The sequence below is a fragment of the Alishewanella sp. BS5-314 genome (genome assembly GCF_025377695.1).
GTDB lineage: Bacteria > Pseudomonadota > Gammaproteobacteria > Enterobacterales > Alteromonadaceae > Alishewanella > Alishewanella aestuarii.
This window is the reverse complement of record NZ_JACEHJ010000002.1, coordinates 2,640,823-2,656,579: the sequence shown is the minus strand read 5'-3', so window position 1 is coordinate 2,656,579 and position 15,757 is coordinate 2,640,823. Positions and strand designations below refer to the sequence as shown.

The following is a 15,757-nucleotide window of genomic DNA, read 5'->3' as shown; positions in this document are numbered from 1 at the left end:
GTCTTGCGAGTTTAAAAAACCACCTGCGGGTGGTTTTTTTATATCAAAAAATTCTTTGTAACGGCCCTGTTACAACTTGTACCAAGCAGTAAACCTCCTTATAGTAAAACGGCTACGCATTCGATAATAACAACACAGGAAAACTCACCATGCGCCTGCTAATAGCCGCACTGTTTATGCTATGCCAGTTTGGTGTAGCGGCTCAAACCCTGACCCTGGAAGATTACGCCAGACAGGCTCAGTTTCTGGAGATAAAGATCTCGCCAACCGGTAAATATCTGGCTGCAACCACGCGCAGCGATGAAGGTAATATTTACCTGCAGGTTATCGATATTAAAACTAATAAAATCCTTAGTGTTCGTCACTTTACCGGAAAGGATTCGATTGGCGCCATTAACTGGGCTAATGCTGAACGGATTTTGATTAATCTGGTACGGGACATCGGCTCGCTGGAAACCCCTGTGCCAACCGGTGAAATTTTTGCGGTTAATGCTGATGGCTCTAATCCGCGGATGTTAACCGGTTATCGGGCGGATAACGATAAAGATCCGGCGGTCGTTATTAACTATCTGCCGGCGGAAGATAACTTTGTGCTGATCGTCAGCGCTACGCCAAATAGGGTGGGCTCTTTTAGCTTAATTAAGCGGCTAAATATCGATAACGGACGTACCCGGCAGATTGCGCGGGCGCCGATGCGTTCGTCGGATATGATCACTGATGGCAACGGTGTAGCACGTATTGCGGTTGGTGTTGATCAGAATAACGATAATGAAATGGTAATGATGTATCGCAAAGACGAGCGTAGCGAGTGGCAAACCTTACGTCGCTATGGTCAACGTGATGGCAGTTTTATTCCGCTACGTTTTATGGCTGATAATGTCCGCATCCTGGGTTTAAGTGACACTCAGACTGATACTCAGGCAATCAGCATTTTCAATCCTGAAACGGGTCAGGAAGAAATCATTGCTCACCATCCTAAAGTCGATGTTGCGCCAATTTATAGTGTCCGAAATGGCCTGGTTAATGAAGTCATAGGTGCTGCCTATGATTATGATATTTATGATGAAGTGTTTTTTGCTGATGTACAAAGTCAGGAGTTCAGTGCGCATTTGCAAGGATTGCGTGCCGCCTTTCCCGGTCGTCGCATAGGCATAACGTCAGGCACCCGTGACAACAGTCTGGCAATCCTCTCGGTGCGCTCTGCCAACCACCCAGTGGAATTTTATATCTATGATCTAAAAAATAAGCAATTAAGTTATTTGCTTAATGCCAGTCCCTGGCTTAAAGCTGAGCAGCTGGCGCAAACCCAGGCGATTTTTTATAAGAGTCGTGACGGCCTGGATATTCACGCCATCCTAACCTTACCCAACAACAAAGAAGCCAAAAATCTACCGCTGATTATGTTACCGCATGGTGGCCCGCATGGTCCTCGCGACTACCTGGATTACGACAGTGATGCTAAGGTTTTAGCGCAACACGGTTATGCTGTTTTACAGCCTAACTTCCGTGGTTCGGGTGGTTTTGGCCGCAGCTTTTTACAGGCCGGCTATCTGAATTGGGGCACGACAATGATTGATGATATGACCGATGGCGTGTTACATCTGGTCAAAGAGGGTATCGTCGACCAAAGCCGGGTATGTGCCTATGGTGGCTCTTACGGTGGGTATGCTGCTTTAATGAGTGCGGTGCGGGAGCCGGACTTATATAAATGTACTGTCGGTTTTGTTGGGGTCTTTGATTTGAATCTGATGTACACCGATGGTGATATTCCACAACGCAAAAGCGGGATTAACTATCTGGAAATGGCGATTGGCCGTGATAAAGAGCGGCTTGATGCCCAGTCACCGATCAAGCACTTAGACAAGCTTAAAGCACCGGTATTTATTATCCACGGTAAGGAAGATCAGCGGGTGCCTATTATTCATGCCGACCGTTTACGGGCCGAGCTGGAAAAGCGCAATCACCCGTTTGAGTGGTTGGTTAAAGAAAAAGAAGGCCATGGCTTTTACAAGCCGGAAAATAACGTCGAACGTTGGCAAAAAATGTTAGCCTTTTTCGACAAATATATTGGTGACGGCCGTGCCGCCAATTAACCAGCGATAGCTGCGATGCAGAGGGAGCCGCCAGGCTCCCTTTTTTCTGAGGGTTGGCTTACATCGCAGCCTATCCTTGTTAAAATACCGGCATCTTACACAACAGGATCGTTATTATGGGTTTAAATGTCGTCATTTTAGCCGCCGGTAAAGGCACACGGATGAAATCGGACTTACCTAAGGTATTGCACAAAGTGGCCGAGCGGCCGATGGTGCAGCATGTGATTGATACTGCCCGCGCGCTGGGGGCCGACAAGCCACAACTGGTTTATGGTTATGGTGCCGAGGCGTTAAAAGCAGCTATGGGCGAGCAGCCACTGCATTGGGTATTACAGGCGGAGCAGCTGGGCACCGGCCATGCGGTGGCGCAAGCCATCCCTAATATCGCTGACGAAGATACCGTATTAGTGCTGTATGGCGATGTGCCGTTAACCCGGCTGGAAACACTGCAGCAACTGCTGGTAGCAAAACCGGCTAACGGTTTGGCTATTCTTACTGTCAATCTGCCGAACCCAACCGGCTATGGCCGTATTGTGCGCGAAAACGGCAAGGTAGTCGGGATTGTCGAGCAAAAAGATGCTTCGCCAGAGCAACTGAAAATTCAGGAAGTAAACAGCGGCATTATGGCGTTGCCGGGTAAACAGCTAAAAGGCTGGCTGAGCCGGTTATCGAATAGTAATGCCCAGGGCGAATATTACTTAACCGATGTTATCGCTATGGCGCATAGTGAAGGCGTGGACATTGCCACTGCCCAACCGCAAAACCCGATGGAAGTCGAGGGCGCCAATAATCGGGTGCAGTTAGCCGCGTTAGAGCGCGCTTATCAGCAGCGTAAGGCTGAAGAGCTGATGCTGGCTGGCGCCAATCTGCGCGATCCTGCGCGCATCGATGTGCGCGGTACCGTTACAGTAGGTAACGATGTAATGATCGATATCAACGTGATTTTCGAAGGTAAAGTCGTGCTGGGTAAAGGCGTGACCATTGGTGCCAACTGTATTCTAAAAGACTGCAGCATTGGTGATAACACCGAAATTAAACCGAACTCGATGATTGAACAAGCGACAGTGGGCAGTGATTGCTCGGTTGGCCCTTATGCCCGTTTACGGCCAGACAGCGTAATGCTGGACGACAGCCATGTTGGCAACTTTGTTGAGATGAAAAAAACCACCCTTGGCAAAGGCTCTAAGGCTAACCATCTTACTTATTTAGGCGATGCGGTGATTGGCGATAAAGTGAATGTTGGTGCTGGTACCATTACCTGTAACTATGATGGTGCTAATAAGTTTGTTACTACTATTAAAGATGGCGCCTTTATTGGCTCTAACAGCTCACTGGTCGCACCGGTTACGGTAGGCGTGAATGCGACTGTCGGTGCCGGTTCAGTGCTAACCCGCGATGCCGCCGATGGCGAGCTGGTGGTAGCCCGCGCCAAGCAGAGGCATATCGAAGGCTGGCAACGGCCGGTAAAAATTAAAAAGTAATCGCTGTTATTAACCCCACCAAGTCGTGGGGTTAATTTTATGTCGGGACAGGCTTTGTGTAAGGCTCAATCTTGTGATCGTTTTGATGCTTGTTTTGCTGCCTGCCACTCGGCCTGCGTTATTGGGCTGGTTGTGATATTGGAGATATTTTGTTGCTGATAAGCGGCTTTACGTGCCGCCACCTGCTGCATAATAGCAGCCAGCTCAGCCTCTGAGCGACGGTTCCAGTCGACAATTTCACTGATATGCCGATAGCAGCCAATGCAGACCTTGGCACTATCTAACTTACAGCAGGCGACGCAGGGAGATTCGATCATCTTACGCTTATCTTTAGCCAAAAAAGCTGGCCGGGGAGCGCCGGCCAGCAGCTGCTTTAACTGTTATCTACCAGCACTGCTATGGCGCCATCACCGGTAACATTACAGGCCGTACCGAAGCTATCCTGCGCCATATAAAGCGCTATCATCAGTGCTATGGCGCCTTCGCCAAAGCCCAGCATTGAGCCCAATAATCCGACGGCCGACATCACAGCTCCGCCAGGCACGCCCGGTGCTGCCAGCATCACGACACCCAAGGTCAGAATAAAGGGCAGCATGGTTAGCAGAGACGGGATTTCGAGATTGCTCTTCATCATTATCACCGCAACAGCGCAGGATACGATGGTAATGGTTGAGCCGGCTAAATGGGTGGTCGCACACAGCGGCACGGTAAAGTTGGCGACATCTTCTTTTACACCATTATTTTTGGTGGCTTGCAGCGAGACCGGAATGGTAGCAGCGCTCGACATAGTCCCCAGCGCAGTAAAATAAGCTGGCAGCATATTCTTAATTAGGCTCAGTGGTGACTTACCGGCTTTCAGGCCGGCAATCAGAAAGAGCGTAATAATCCATAACCAGTGCAGTACTATCGCCATAATCAGCACTATGCCAAAGGTTTTTAAGGTAACAAAAACACTACCAGCGGCAGCCATCTGTGCAAAGACACCTGCAATATATAACGGCAACAACGGAATAATAATCCGGGTCAGTAACAGCTGAATAATATCGCGGCCCTGATCCGACAGTTGCTTTAGTGAGGTCGCCTGAGTACTGGCGATACCCAGGCCAAAGATAAAGGCCAGTGCTAACGCCGTCATCACGTTAAATAGTGGTGGGATATTCAGTTCGATATAAGGCGTTAAGTTAACACCGGCAGTACTGGCCAGATCGGCTGCCGCTGGCGCCAGCATAGGAATAACCCCGGCAGCAATTAAAAACGCGAAGCTACCGGCCGCGATAGTCGATAAGTAAGCTATGCCCAGGGTGCGGCCCAATAACTTACCAGAATTACGCGGCAGGGCGGCAATACCACTGGTAATAAAAAACAGGATAAGTAGTGGAATAGTAAAAAACAGCAACTGACCAAATAAGGCTTTAAAGGTGATCAGGATTTGCGTTAGCCAATGTGGCGCATACAGCCCCATCAGCATCCCCAGCACTATGCCGGCGACTAATTTCAGGATCAGTAACATAGGTGATTCTCGTTATTCTGGTTTGTCAGAGCACGGGTCGCTCTGCCCGGTTTTTCCCCAGGGCAGAGCATATCACACTCTGGCGCGCCTTAGCTGCTCTGGCTGGTTTAGCCAGTTAGTCGATAATCTCAGCCTGCGGTAGTTCCGTCGCCAGCCAGGCTTGCAAGGCAGCTAATTGCGCAGCCGGAAAGCGCATTGCGGTGACGCGGTAAAGGTTAAACGGGAAGTCCAGCAGCGCTTGCTGCTCATCCAGCCTACTGAGCGCCACCTTTTTAATCTCCTGCACTTTAAGTTGACGTTGTTTCACGTGGAGCACATCTTGCTCGCGCTTTAGCTGAGTAAAAATATCGGCTACCCATTCTGGCTCGTGCGAAGGGTTGAGCTTTAGGCCTAACAACAGGCTTTGCAGCAGACCATTTAATGCCGCAATCGTGAAGATAACCTCATGCTGCAGGGCATAATGTACTGTTGCAATTGCAAAAATAGTCGCAAGCAATACACGTAATGGGTGACGTTGGCAAAAGTTACGGATTTTCAGCAGTGGTGAGCGGTGTTTAAGCATCATCTGACATCCTGTCGAGTAGGTTTGATAACGTGGATATTACAATTTCTTTGGAAAGTTGCAACTGATCTGCGGCCAGCGCCAGTTGTTGCAATTGCGGCAACAGTTGCTGCAGGCGGCTGGCTTCGGTTTGGCTCGGCGCGCTGGCTGCGGCTATCGTCATCGGCTTGCCGCGCTGGCGCTCCAACAGGCCTTCGGCTTCCAGTAGGCTATAGGCTTTGGAAATGGTCATTGGGTTAATCGCATATTGCGCGGCTAATTCCCGCACTGAGGGCAGCTCAGCGCCCGGCTGCAACTGACCTCCTGCCACCATACGTTTGACCTGCTCGGTGAGCTGCCGGTATATGGGTTCGCCACTATTGGGGTTAATACTAAACATCCTGCTGCCTCACTGCTTTGGCGGCTTGGGTAAAATCCCGTTGTTGCCAGTTTTTAATTGCCCAGCCGCGTAATAACAGTGCCGTTAGCAATAAGCCGGCTAACAGCCAACTTTGGGTGTTGGCCTGGATAGATACAGGCCAGATCTCGATGCAGAAAGCAAAGATAAGTCCATAACCCCAATAAAAGCCTGATTTGGTTTGGGCCCCTAATAACAGGTAAGTACAACTGAGTAATAAAGCCAGACTAAGTAATAAGGCAACCAGCAGCTTCGCCTGAGTCAGGCCGTGGCTTAACAGCAAGAGGCATAGCGGTAGCAGTAGTAACAGCAGTTGCCGCAGATAGTAGTGCTCAAGATAGTAAAACAGTTGTTGGCGACTAAAAGGATAAAATAACCAGGCTTTACCTAAGTTCGTTAATTGGTGCCGAATTTGAAGTAACCAACACAGTAATGGGATAACTAGTAGCATATTCTTAAAGAGCGTCCAGCTGTCAGCCGGTTGCCATTGCCACTGACCAGCAGTAAGCAGGTAAACAGTGCTTTCGATCACAGGTAATGCAAAACAATAACAACAATAGATACAGAACCGGGAGAACCAGTGCCCGTTTTGTTGCAGGTGCAGACTCAGCGCTAAGGATGGCTGAATTATCCTCTGCGGCCAGCAAAATCTAACGTCAGGCTTTGATAGCTTACCTGATGCCAATAAGGTTTTGCTAACAACGGCGACGACACTCAGACTCGCAATCGCCAAAGTGAAACCAAACCATTGTTGATGGTCAAAAAACAGCAGAAAAAATCCGTTCGGCAGTATGTATAGGGTTACAACAAGCATCACCATACCTGCTTCGACTTTTTGCTTGGTTAACCATAACGCCAGAATATGCATTAGTGCATGGATGCCGGCCAATATCAGTATCAGTTGCCATAGCGGAACTGCGTTTAACTGCTCGCCAGTGACGTGAAGTAGACCCGGAATAGGTAACAGAACAACCACTGACGCCAGCAGTGTCAGACCTACCAGACGTTCAGTCTGGCTTAGCAATAACCGGCCATAACTACTGCGCATAAAATATAAGGCTTTTGGTAACAGGCTGCCGTAGTAATAGGGCAGCAACAGTAAGTTTGCCAGCACAAAACTAAAGGGAGCGGCAAAGCCTAGTAACCAGAAAAAACCGATCACCCCCCAGGCGAAGCTTCCCAGGGGGGTAAGGGTGAGTAGCCGGCCACAATTACTCACAGCGGCAGGTAGCGCAGCTTTATTACTCATAACCCACTCCTGATAGCATGTGGGTTGATTAACTTAAGTTGTCCCCAGTCCAATTGCTGCAGCTGGGCTTTAACATGGCGGCGCAATGCAGCTGCCAGCAACCATAGCCCTGCGGTGCTCAACAGTAACAGCCAGGAGCTGGTCCAGTGCGTCAGCAATAGTATGACACCGGCAAATTGCAAGCTTACCAACATCAGGCCACTTTGCCACAATGGCTGATTGATTAAACGCCAGTTTAGTAATACCGAACACGCCAGCAGGCTTGGCCATAGCAGCAAAGTGCAGGCGGCAGCGACCAAATCCGGTGCCAACAGCAGCACCAGCGGCGCTAAAATCAGGGTACAAAGCAGGATATGTTGCGCTGCCTGTTGTTCCAGCAGTGGATAAAGTTGCTCCCGGCTGACCGGCAGTTGTAACCAGGCACGTCTGACGCGTTTTAGCATCAGGGTCAGTTGTTCCAGCAGCAACACTGCGGGTAAGAAAATATATAAGGCTCGAAGCAGCAGATCTTCGGGCAAGCCGTTATTGCCAAATAAGGCACCCCAAAGCCACATTGCCGCCGGCAGATACCAGCAATAAGCCAGATAGCGTAAGCTGCGCGAAAGCCAGCTATCGCCCTGTCCCAGTAATAAGGTACCGGAAAGTGAACCTGCGCGGCGGGTCAGGCGCTGCATTGCGAGCCAGGGAGTACGGGCACCAGTGCTGCTCTGATAGCGCTTGTCCGGGGTTAACCAATTCAGGGCAAACCAGGCGAGTAGCAACATATTAAGCAGGCCAAGCAGCGTTAACAGCAATGGCAGGCTAAACAGGGGCAATTGTTGCGGTAGCTCAGCGGCCAATATCAGGATCAGTAAGCTGCTGCCAAACCAAAGTGGCCGCAAATGGCCCAGCACCAGACATGGCAGGATCAAGCTGGCAAAGGCCAGTACGCCTAATTGCAACCCCAGCATAAAGCTTTGCTCTGCCAACCCCAGCAGGGTGCCGGCTAAACAACCGAATAGTACCGCGCTCAGTAACAACTGCTGCCGGCTATGGCGGCGGAAATTGGGCAGTAAGCGCCAGCTGCCACGTCGGCAGAGCGTCATAAACTGCAACGGAATACAAAACAGCAATAACATCAGGCAAGCCAGAGGTACTACCATGGCTTTAGGGTAAGGGCTGAGCAAAGTAGCAATTAGCAGCAGTACTAGCAGGCCCCAAACAACTTTGATCACGATACTTGGCCATAACAGGCGGCCAAGCAAGGCAAACCAGGCGCTCATCGGTGCAGCTCCAGAAAAATTTCTTCCAGATTCAGGTGTTCAACCCGGATACTGGCGGCCAGCTGCTGTTCTAAGCCGGCCTGCCATTCTGGTTGCCAGTTGGTTACGGTAACAGTGTATTGAGATGCCTGTTGTTGCTGATGTAATATCTGTAGTGGTGGCAGCGATGCCGGCAAGCTTTGTTCGGTGCTCAGATGCAACCGTACCACGGACTCTTTTAGTTCATCCAGTTCACCCTGCCATAAAAACTGCTGATCTTTTAATAGCCAGACTTTATTCGCCACCCGCTCCATATCGGTAACGATATGGGAGGAAAAGATAATCGTTGTTTGCTGATCGGCGGCAATATTTACCAGCTCGGTCAGGAACTGCCGCCGTGCCAGCGGATCCAGACTGGCAACGGGTTCATCCAGAATCAGTAACCGGGGTTTGTGGCACAGCGCCAGCATGATAGACAGTTTTTGTCGCTGCCCGAGTGACAGCTTGCTAATACGGGTTGTCAGGGGGATTTCCCAGCTGCTACTCAGGCGATCTGCCAGCCGTGGGTCCCAGTTCGGTTGAAAGCGGGCGAATAACTCAAGTTGCTCGTACGGGGTCAGTTGCTCCAGCAGTTCATCTTGCTGGGGTACAAAGCCAATCAGTTGCTTTTCTCTGGCACCGATTTCGGTGCTTGGCGTGCCAAATAACCTTACCTCACCCTGCTGCGGCACTGCAAAACCAAGTACCGTTTCCAGTAAGGTCGTTTTACCAGCCCCGTTTTTGCCTAATAGCGCGACAACATCGCCTTCGTTGGCATTGGCCTGCAGTTGGTGCAGGACGGTACGGCCGCTAAAGTTGCGGCTTAAGGCGTTAATTTCGATCACTGCTGGCATATCCTTGTCTCCATCATAACTGTATTAATACACTAATACAGTGGTGGTGGTTCTGCAAGCAGTTAACAAGAAAAATTTACATTTCTATAAAATTAATTCGCGGTGCCGATACAATTGCTGCCAATGGCTACCGGCTTTGTTACTGATTTCGCTATCAAAATAGTGCAGTAAACGGCGTCGATCTTCGGGGTTATCTTTTAAAGCCGAACCCAGTAAGAAATGCAGCAACTGGCCATATTCCAGCTGGCCTTGCTGATAATAGTAACTATGTACGCAAAGCGTATGACCTACCACCACGGCTTCGGCGGTCGACATTGCCGCCGCAGCCAGCCGGTCGGTGCTGCGTCCGTCCAGTGTTTGGCCATTGCGCAGTTCATGGAAAATGGTCGCCAGCATTTCGAACAGCAATGGGTCGAGCGTGATGTCGATACCGGCTGCAGCATTCAGCTTGGCGGTTTCCCACATCACGACACTGATTTCATCGTCAATATGGCTGATCGGTTTAATATGTTCAAAGTTCATCCGGCGTTTCAGGGCGGCGCTCATTTTATGTAAGCCTTCATCGACACTGTTGGCGGTGGCGATAATATTGAAGCCTTTTTTCGCATACAGCACGCCCTGCTCGCCGCTGAGTTCAGGAATAGTAATTACCCGGTCGGATAGCAGCGACAATACTGCATCTTGCAGTGGTTGTGGGCAACGCGACATCTCCTCAAAGCGCACAAATTTGCCGTCACGCATTGCCCGGTACAGCGGGCTTGGGACTAAAGCCGCCAGACTGGGTCCTTCACGCTGCAAAATGGCCTGATTCCAGCTGTAGAGCAACTGATCGACGCTATTTACCGCCCCGCCCTGCACGATCAGTGAAGAGTCGCCGGATATAGCGGCACACAGTAATTCTGATAACCAGGATTTGGCAGTACCGGGTTCACCAATTAACAAGCAGCCGCGTTGGGTACATAGCGAGATTATGACCCGCGTCACGACATTGGGGGCGGCAATAAATTTTTTATGGATCCCGAGTGCCGGATCGCCGAGGATAAATTTTTCAGCGGCGATCGGCGATAGCTGCCAACCCGGCGGCACGGGTGCCGGATCCCAGTGCTGTAAACGCTGTAATTCTTCGGCAAAGCTCTGCTCAGCCGGCAGGCGTTGTTTATCTGCGGTAGTATGCATCAGCTTCTCCGGGTGCCGCCGCGGGCTTCAGGTGCCATCCGATCTTGCGGCAGAATTTTGGGTAGTTCAGATAGCGGAATAATGCCGTTAATTACCAGATCCAGTGCACTATCCCGCATGGTGATCAAGCCGGCATCGAGGGCTTGCCAGCGAATTTCGGTGATCGGGGGTTGGCGCGAAATGGCGCTGCGAATATCGGTATTAACCTGCATAAACTCCACCACAGCGGTACGCCCTTTGGTCCCGCGGTCATGACAATGGCTGCAGCCTTTACCCTCGTAGCAGCGGAAACTGGCTGGTACACCTTGCGGAAAGACTTCACGTAAAATCGCCGGGTCCGGGCTGGCTTCTGTTTTACAGTGCGGGCAGATGCGTTTGGCCAGACGCTGGGCAATCACCGCCAGTAATTCGCTGGCCAGCGAATTGGGATGAATATTCAAATCATACAGCCGTTGCAGCGCGTCCACCGCATCATTACAGTGCAGTGTAGATAGCACCAAATGGCCGGTTTGCGATGCGCGGATCGCTTCTAAGGCGGTTGGGTGGTCGCGAATTTCGCCAACCAGAATCACATCGGGATCTTCCCGTACAAAGGCCCGTAATGCCTCCGGAAAATCAAAGCCAATATCGCTACGGATACGGGTTTGTTGAATATTATCAATCGAATATTCGATAGGGTCTTCCACCGTGATCACTTTACGGGTGCCGTCATCAGCCAGCTCCTGTAGACCGGCATAGAGTGTGGTTGACTTACCGGAACCGGTTGGCCCTACGACCAGCACTAAACCGGCCGGGTTGTTCAGTAAGCGATGATAATAGCTGGCGACCTTGGGCGACATGCCCAGCTCCTGCATGGTCAGAGCGCGGCCGGTGTGTTTTAGCAGCCGGATCACCACATGTTCGGCATGTAATGCTGGCTGAGTCTGGATCCTCAGGTCGTAGGTGTTATTACCATGTTTTAATTGTGAGCGTCCGCCCTGGGGTAAGCGGCGCTCGGCAATATTGAGTTCTGCCCGGATTTTGATGATGTTGACCAGGCCCGCCATCTCCGCCAGGCTAAACTGAAAATGTGGCACGTTATGTAAATCGCCGTCTACCCTGAGCCGGACTCTGGCGGCATTATTATAAAACTCCAGATGGATATCGCTGGCATTTTCGCTAACTGCCTCCAGCAGAATGGCTTCATACAAGGCAACCAGATAAGGATTTACCGTATCGGCATTGGCTTCGCGGTTCTCGGCCGGTTCAGGGTTAGTGGCCGGTCGGGCAAAATTGCTGCGTTGAGTGACATCTAGATGTGACCAAAGACGTTTGAAGTCGGTTGGCGTGACCAATACACAGCGGATGCCACCGCTGCCATTCATTCCCGACAGCTCGTCCAGTTGAATATCAGGATTATCAGTGGCCAGTAACAGCTGCTGCTGTTGATAGGCAACAGGTAACACATGCTGACTGTCGAGGTATGTATGGGAGAACTGGTTGAACAACTGGCAGTCGAGCAGCTTTACCAGCTCGTCAAAATCCTGCAACGCCAACTGACGCTCTGCCGCCAGCGACGCATAGAGTTTGCGTTCATCCAAATTAAGTTTCTTGGTTAGCACCTGCAGCAGCGGTTTATGCTGTTTTTTGGCTTCCAGGCTGGCTTCACGCAGTAATTGCTCGTCGGCCAGTCCTAAATCGATAATGCTCTGCTGCAAACGGCGGCTAAAATCAATCCAGCCCAGATTTTGCCGTCGTTCCAGTTTGCCGGCGACCTTTTGATACAGTACCAGATTGGAAAATGCGGCCTGTTCTTGCTCCAGCAGCACCAAATAACCGTGTTCTGTTAACCAGGGCTCCAGATACTGCAGTTCCGTTAGCTGGCAGGTACAGAGTATCAGCTGGCAGGGTTCACGCACACTAAAAGCACTATTGGCATCGGCATGGATCAGTTCAATATTTTCCTGGCCATCAGCAGCCAGTCGTTGTGCCGCCTGATCAAGCCGCTGTTGGTCGCGTTCGACCACATAAACCCGGCGCACCAGCTTTGCCAGCACGGCTGCGACATAGCCACTGCCCCCACCGACGTGCAAAATGGCGCTGCCGGGATTGAGTGGTGGCAGTAAATTTAGCAAGCGTTGTAAAGCTGCCTGGGTTGGCATGCTGTGTCCGGAGATCAGGGCTTCACGACTCCGGTCGGCAACATAGTGTTGCCGAGGTGTAGCGGCTATCGCCGGGTGCAGCATGCTCTCTTCAGTCTGATAAGTCATATCGGATGATCTGCTATGGGTAAGGTTAACAACTGCTCAACAGGCTGTGGCAGGCAGAATTCGGGCGCGGGTTTACCGAACAGAAACCCTTGAAACAGGTCGCATTTTAGCCAGGAGAGCATCTTAAATTGTTCCGTGGTTTCCACGCCTTCTGCCACTACGGTTAGCTTTAGCGTTTTAGCCATACTGATAATGGTATCGACGATAGCGTAGTCGGTTTGGTCGCTCAGAAAATCACGGACAAAGGAGCGATCTATTTTCAGCACCTGGATCGGAACATTTTTTAAGAAAGCCAAAGACGAATAGCCGGTACCAAAGTCATCCAGTGCAAAGCGGATCCCCTGCTGATGCAGTTGCTGTAGTTTTTGCCGGGTTTGTTCGACATCCGTCATTAGCATACTTTCGGTAATTTCAAATTCCAGGCGTGAAGCCTTGATGCCGGCAGTCCTAATTTGCAGTAGCGTTTTCTCGACAAAATCAGGTGTTTGTAATTGTCGTTTGCTGACATTAATGGCTATGGTCAGCTGAGGATCGGTAAGGTGTTTAAGTGCGTTACAGGCTTCTGCCAGTATCCACTGGCCCAGTATGGTAATAAAGCCGGAAGTTTCAGCCACCGGTATAAAAAGCTCCGGACTGATCATACCGCGCTCAGGATGTTGCCAGCGCAACAGGGCTTCATAACCGGTCAGCTTGCCTTTGTTATTGACCTTAGGCTGAAAGAACAATTTGAACTGCTGTTGGCTTAATGCCAGATGCATTTCCGATTCCAACTGTTGTCGCAACAAGCTGCGCTGCTGCATACCAGGTTCGAAGAAATACAGCTGGTTTCGTCCTTGCTCTTTCGAGTGGTACATTGCCAGATCAGCAGATGACATCAGTTCATCTATGGTTTTGTTACTGCTATTAAATAATACAATGCCGATACTGGCGGTAATCTGATATTGGCGGTTTTTCAGTAAAAAAGGTTCGCGGATCTGGGTCAGTAACTTAGCGGCCAGCTGCTGGGCGTCGACTGCAGCTTCATCTAAAGTCGCTTTATAGGTTGGTGCCAGCAGGATAAATTCGTCACCACCTGGCCGTGCCAGAGTATCGGTTTGGCGCAAACTATGTTGTAAACGTGTGGAAAGCTGTTGCAGTAACTCATCACCATAGGAATGTCCCAGCGTATCATTCAGGCGTTTAAAGTGATCGAGGTCGATAAAGAGTAGCGCGGCATAAAAGCCGCTACGATCCGCTTCATGCTGGATGTCGGTGATCCGTTCCAGCAACAGACGACGATTGGGTAACTGGGTAAGAGGGTCATAATAAGCCAGTTTGTAGATCCGCTGCTGGTCAGATTTACTGGCGCTGATATCATTAAAACAGGCAATATAATGGCTGATTTCACCGTCGCTGCCCGTAATGGCATTGATGATTATCTGTTCCGGATAGATTTCGCCATTTTTGCGTTTATTGTACAGCTCACCACTCCAAACACCTTGCTGATAAAGCTGTTGCCACATTTGCTGGTAAAACTGCTCATCATGAAGCCCTGAGCGTAATATCGCCGGCGTTTTACCGCAAACATCTTGCTCGCTGTAGCCGGTGATCTCGGTAAAGGCCGGATTAACACGTACTATCCGCCGCTGGGCATCGGTAATCATAATGGCTTCGCGGGTATGAAATGCCAAGGCGTTAAGCTGTTCGGTTGCCTGGGTCAGCTTTTGTTCGGTGATATTTCGGGCGGCCAGCACAAAACGTGGTAATACCGAATCGCGGCTGGCGGGTTTTAATGAAGCTATCACCTGAAACCATTGGATTTCACCGTTTAAATCTAGAGTGTACTGTTTGGGGCTGGATAGCCCCTTGTTGTTCCAGGCTTCCCGAATCGCCTGCTGGCCGGCACTGGCGGCGGATTCCGGCAAGACTTCAGCCATGGTCTTGCCGAGGAAGTGTTCAGGCTGGAACAGCAGCTGTTGGTTTTGCCCGGTATGAGCCTGATAAAAACGACCGTTCAGGTCGACATCAAATAGTAAGTCCGGCACGGCATTCAGGGTGGCGGTCAGTTCTGCTGAGGAAAGACTGAGTTTGCGGAACGGCTCGGCCAGATTCTCATAAACCAGCGCGCGATACAAAAATAAGTAAGACAGTACCTTAAGCAAATGGCCGCTTAAGTTATATAGATCATTGGTATTCTGATATAGCGTAAAGAAAAACTCTGACAGTATAGTGGTGATCAGGGCGGCGATAAGCGCTGGCGCATGATAGGGGCGCGGTTGGTGCCGATAATGCCAGATAAAACCGAGACAAAGCAGACAAATGGCAATAACCAGATACTCGACCAAGATTTTCAAGGGCGTCAGGCCGGCACCGGGCTGATAGGTAGCAGGCACCGACTCCGGATAACCAATAAACCACAGGTGGCAAGCCAGCACCAGTAACACGCTGCCACTAATTGCCAGCCAGAGCTGAAATCGCCGCGCAGCTTTATCCGCTTGGGGTAATAATACGTACAACAGGGCGCAGGCGACAACCAGGCGGGCGGCTAACCAAAAATTAATCGCTTTTGCCGGCGAATTCGCTGTGAAGTAGGCAGGCATACCTTCAAAGGATAACAGATGCGCCAGGTCGAGCCAAAATACGGCAAAGAATGCGGCGGCCAGGACGACACTGCGCCGGCTTAGTTGGTAACGAGCCTGCTCACGTACCACAGTAAAAATCAGTGCGCTGATGGTGACAGCAATAATTTCCAGTGTCGTGTGCAGCGGCAAATAGTAATGGCTGGCAATACTGGGCAGGGTTGGTTGTAGCCACAGAGGTCCAAACGTCAAAGCGGTTAATGCCAGTAAAAACAACCCGAGTAATATTACGGAGCGCATGGGAAATGGCGACGAAGCGGTATGATTACTGGCTGGCATCAATAAGCT

General features: G+C 50.5%; 12 protein-coding genes. 2 read left to right on the top strand and 10 right to left on the bottom strand.

Annotation, left to right across the window (positions count from 1 at the left end):
• Positions 1-149 precede the first annotated feature (149 nt).
• Both H1D31_RS16820 and glmU read left to right on the top strand, forming a co-directional pair.
• The gene (locus H1D31_RS16820) at positions 150-2,093 is read left to right on the top strand and encodes an alpha/beta hydrolase family protein (protein ID WP_261260000.1); all 1,944 of its coding nucleotides are present in this window, start codon (positions 150-152) and stop codon (positions 2,091-2,093) included.
• Positions 2,094-2,209: 116 nt separating this feature from the next.
• Entirely contained in the window at positions 2,210-3,574 is a 1,365-nt protein-coding gene (glmU, locus tag H1D31_RS16815; protein WP_261259999.1) for a bifunctional UDP-N-acetylglucosamine diphosphorylase/glucosamine-1-phosphate N-acetyltransferase GlmU, read from the top strand.
• Between the two features lie 65 nt (positions 3,575-3,639).
• Here glmU and H1D31_RS16810 read toward each other — a convergent pair whose 3' ends face one another.
• The 10 genes from H1D31_RS16810 to H1D31_RS16765 form a co-directional block, all read right to left on the bottom strand.
• On the bottom strand, positions 3,640-3,891 hold the full coding sequence (locus tag H1D31_RS16810) for a DUF1289 domain-containing protein (protein ID WP_261259997.1): 252 nt from the start codon (positions 3,889-3,891) through the stop codon (positions 3,640-3,642).
• 56 nt (positions 3,892-3,947) lie between these two features.
• Positions 3,948-5,084, bottom strand: a complete 1,137-nt coding sequence (locus H1D31_RS16805) for a dicarboxylate/amino acid:cation symporter (protein WP_261259995.1) — start codon at positions 5,082-5,084, stop codon at positions 3,948-3,950.
• Between the two features lie 115 nt (positions 5,085-5,199).
• On the bottom strand, positions 5,200-5,649 hold the full coding sequence (locus tag H1D31_RS16800) for a hypothetical protein (protein WP_261259994.1): 450 nt from the start codon (positions 5,647-5,649) through the stop codon (positions 5,200-5,202).
• Complete coding sequence (locus H1D31_RS16795) at positions 5,639-6,025, bottom strand: GntR family transcriptional regulator (protein ID WP_065955569.1); 387 nt, start codon at positions 6,023-6,025, stop codon at positions 5,639-5,641. Before H1D31_RS16795 ends, H1D31_RS16800 begins: the two co-directional genes overlap by 11 nt.
• Positions 6,018-7,292 (bottom strand): hypothetical protein, encoded by a 1,275-nt coding sequence (locus tag H1D31_RS16790; protein ID WP_261259992.1) that lies wholly within the window; start codon positions 7,290-7,292, stop codon positions 6,018-6,020. Before H1D31_RS16790 ends, H1D31_RS16795 begins: the two co-directional genes overlap by 8 nt.
• Positions 7,289-8,554 (bottom strand): hypothetical protein, encoded by a 1,266-nt coding sequence (locus H1D31_RS16785; protein ID WP_261259989.1) that lies wholly within the window; start codon positions 8,552-8,554, stop codon positions 7,289-7,291. The genes H1D31_RS16790 and H1D31_RS16785 overlap by 4 nt, the downstream gene beginning before the upstream one ends.
• On the bottom strand, positions 8,551-9,426 hold the full coding sequence (locus tag H1D31_RS16780; protein WP_261259987.1) for an ABC transporter ATP-binding protein: 876 nt from the start codon (positions 9,424-9,426) through the stop codon (positions 8,551-8,553). Before H1D31_RS16780 ends, H1D31_RS16785 begins: the two co-directional genes overlap by 4 nt.
• 84 nt (positions 9,427-9,510) lie before the next feature.
• Entirely contained in the window at positions 9,511-10,602 is a 1,092-nt protein-coding gene (locus tag H1D31_RS16775; RefSeq protein ID WP_008950585.1) for an ATP-binding protein, read from the bottom strand.
• Positions 10,602-12,851 carry an ATPase, T2SS/T4P/T4SS family gene (locus tag H1D31_RS16770; protein WP_261259983.1) on the bottom strand — a complete coding sequence of 750 codons (2,250 nt, stop codon included), beginning with the start codon at positions 12,849-12,851 and terminating at the stop codon, positions 10,602-10,604. The genes H1D31_RS16775 and H1D31_RS16770 overlap by 1 nt, the downstream gene beginning before the upstream one ends.
• The gene (locus H1D31_RS16765) at positions 12,848-15,709 is read right to left on the bottom strand and encodes an EAL domain-containing protein (RefSeq protein WP_261259982.1); all 2,862 of its coding nucleotides are present in this window, start codon (positions 15,707-15,709) and stop codon (positions 12,848-12,850) included. The genes H1D31_RS16770 and H1D31_RS16765 overlap by 4 nt, the downstream gene beginning before the upstream one ends.
• Between the last annotated feature and the right edge of the window lie 48 nt (positions 15,710-15,757).

Bases quoted from the DNA above. Each gene is read 5' to 3' on its own strand.
- H1D31_RS16765 (WP_261259982.1), bottom strand. From the start codon at position 15,709: ATGCGCTCCGTAATATTACTCGGGTTGTTTTTACTGGCATTAACCGCT.
- H1D31_RS16795 (WP_065955569.1), bottom strand. From the start codon at position 6,025: ATGTTTAGTATTAACCCCAATAGTGGCGAACCCATATACCGGCAGCTC.
- H1D31_RS16805 (WP_261259995.1), bottom strand. From the start codon at position 5,084: ATGTTACTGATCCTGAAATTAGTCGCCGGCATAGTGCTGGGGATGCTG.
- H1D31_RS16775 (WP_008950585.1), bottom strand. From the start codon at position 10,602: ATGCATACTACCGCAGATAAACAACGCCTGCCGGCTGAGCAGAGCTTT.
- H1D31_RS16810 (WP_261259997.1), bottom strand. From the start codon at position 3,891: ATGATCGAATCTCCCTGCGTCGCCTGCTGTAAGTTAGATAGTGCCAAG.
- H1D31_RS16820 (WP_261260000.1), top strand. From the start codon at position 150: ATGCGCCTGCTAATAGCCGCACTGTTTATGCTATGCCAGTTTGGTGTA.
- glmU (WP_261259999.1), top strand. From the start codon at position 2,210: ATGGGTTTAAATGTCGTCATTTTAGCCGCCGGTAAAGGCACACGGATG.
- H1D31_RS16780 (WP_261259987.1), bottom strand. From the start codon at position 9,426: ATGCCAGCAGTGATCGAAATTAACGCCTTAAGCCGCAACTTTAGCGGC.
- H1D31_RS16790 (WP_261259992.1), bottom strand. From the start codon at position 7,292: ATGAGTAATAAAGCTGCGCTACCTGCCGCTGTGAGTAATTGTGGCCGG.
- H1D31_RS16800 (WP_261259994.1), bottom strand. From the start codon at position 5,649: ATGATGCTTAAACACCGCTCACCACTGCTGAAAATCCGTAACTTTTGC.
- H1D31_RS16770 (WP_261259983.1), bottom strand. From the start codon at position 12,851: ATGACTTATCAGACTGAAGAGAGCATGCTGCACCCGGCGATAGCCGCT.
- H1D31_RS16785 (WP_261259989.1), bottom strand. From the start codon at position 8,554: ATGAGCGCCTGGTTTGCCTTGCTTGGCCGCCTGTTATGGCCAAGTATC.